At 74.7% G+C, this 1,725-nt stretch carries 2 protein-coding genes and 1 pseudogene; 2 read left to right on the forward strand and 1 reads right to left on the reverse strand.

Annotated elements, in window-relative coordinates; translation table 11 throughout:
* Both ACFV0G_RS39000 and ACFV0G_RS39005 read left to right on the forward strand, forming a co-directional pair.
* Positions 1–187, forward strand: a 187-nt coding sequence (locus ACFV0G_RS39000; protein ID WP_380558550.1) for a hypothetical protein, incomplete at its 5' end; no start/stop codon positions are given.
* A gap of 127 nt (positions 188–314) precedes the next feature.
* Entirely contained in the window at positions 315–821 is a 507-nt protein-coding gene (locus ACFV0G_RS39005; RefSeq protein ID WP_380558553.1) for a hypothetical protein, read from the forward strand.
* Positions 822–887: 66 nt separating this feature from the next.
* Here the strand turns inward: ACFV0G_RS39005 and ACFV0G_RS39010 are convergent.
* Positions 888–1,725: pseudogene (locus ACFV0G_RS39010) on the reverse strand (hypothetical protein); the annotation flags it as partial.

A 1,725-nucleotide genomic window follows, 5' to 3' on the forward strand; every position in this document is an offset into this window, starting at 1 on the left:
TGAGTTTTTGTTTTGTTTTTTTTTTTTTTTTTTTTTTTTTTTTTATAAAAAAATAAATTTTTTTGTTTGGGTGTTGAGTTTTCTTGGTGGTGGGGGGCGGCGCGGGGGGGCGCGCCGCGCCCCGGCGCCGGTGCGGGGCCTGCCCGGGGCGGCCCCGCGCCGCCGGGCCCGGCGGCGTTCGGGCTGACGCCGGCCCGACACCGGCGGGCGCACACTGGAACTGCGTGCCGGTGCACCGGGTACGCGGGACGGGTCGGCCGCAGCCGCGCGGACGGCGTTCCGCGACCGGGTCCGCCCACCCCCGGGAGGCAGCGGTGTCCACAGTCCCGACAGCACCCCGGCGCGGCCGCCGGTCGGCGCTGCTGCACAGGATCGCGGGCGGGCTCGGCCTGCGTACCCCGCCGGACCCGGTCGGCCTTCCGTTCGGGCCGGACGAGCAGGCCGCGGCGCTGCTCGCGGTGCTGGACGCCGCGGTGGCCGATCAGGCGTCGGCGGACCGCGCGGTGGCGGCCTGCGGTGAGCCGGGGCCGGTGCCGGCCGCGCTGGCGGAGGAGCTGACCCGGGCGGCCGTCCGATACGGCCGGTACGCGGGGTGGCTGCGGGCGCTGCCCGCCACCGGTGAACTGGCGGGTGTCCGGGAGCTCGCGGTCCGCCTGGTCGCCTACCACCAGTGGATGCTGCACCAGTCGGCCAACCTCGCGTTCGCGCCCGTGCGGGCGCCGCGCTCGGAGGCGGCCCGGCTCGGGCTCAGCGGGCTCGGCGCCCCCGCCGACCGGCTGCGTGCGCTGCGCGACGGCCTCGCCGACCGGCGCTACGGCTGACCGCGGTGGGCCGCCGGGCCCGCGCGCAGGGCGCGGGCCCGGGGCCGTCGTGCTGTCGTTCTCCGCTCACATCCCGTTCTTGCGGATGGCGGTGTACTCGGCGAACTCGGAGAGGTTGGTCTCCCGGGAGACGCAGCCGCGGCTGCCGCTGTCCTCCAGGACGATCATCCGGGTGTGCTCCTTGTTGGCCCAGCCGCCGAAGAGCACCACGTGCTGCTCGTGGTCGCCGCTGGTGTGGTGGACGACCATGGCGTCGCCGGGCTCCATCGACCCCTTGGAGATGTGGTGCGCGAAGCCGCCGCCCTCGCTGATGAGGGGGCCGGTGGTGGTGCCGGGCTGCGGGAGCCCCCAGGCGGCGGAGACGAAGCCGGAGCAGTCCACCCGGTAGCCGTTGGTCTCCGCGCCCTGGCTGTAGCCGAGCTTGCGGTTGACCCGCTCCATCGCGCGGTCGACCATCGCCCGGCGCTCGTCGGACGCGCCGTCCAGCTGGGGCTGGGCCAGTGCGCCGGCACCGCCGCCGTTGCGCGGGTGCCACTTGTGGGTGGGGCTCCAGTCGTCCCAGCCCTTGCCGTTGATCATGCGGGTCTGCCAGTCGCCGTTGCTGTGGTCCTTGATCTTCGGACCGTCGTGCTTGCCGCCGGGGTGACTGGTGATGCCGGAGCCGTCGTTGCCCGAGGTGTCGCTGCCGCCGGGGGAGTCGGACCCGCCGCCACCGCCGTGGCCCCCGCCGTGGCCGCCCTGGCCTCCGCCGTGACCACCGCCGTGGCCGCCGCCCGCACCGTCGATCCCGGTGTGGCCGCCGCCGTCGCCCTTCGGCGGCGGGGGGGGGGGGGGGCCCCCCCCCGGGGTCGTGTGGGGGGGGGGCCGGGGGGTCATTGACTCTGGCGGGGGAGAGGGGCAAACC

Origin of the sequence: Kitasatospora sp. NPDC059571, assembly GCF_042735675.1 — a bacterium.
Lineage (GTDB): Bacteria > Actinomycetota > Actinomycetes > Streptomycetales > Streptomycetaceae > Kitasatospora.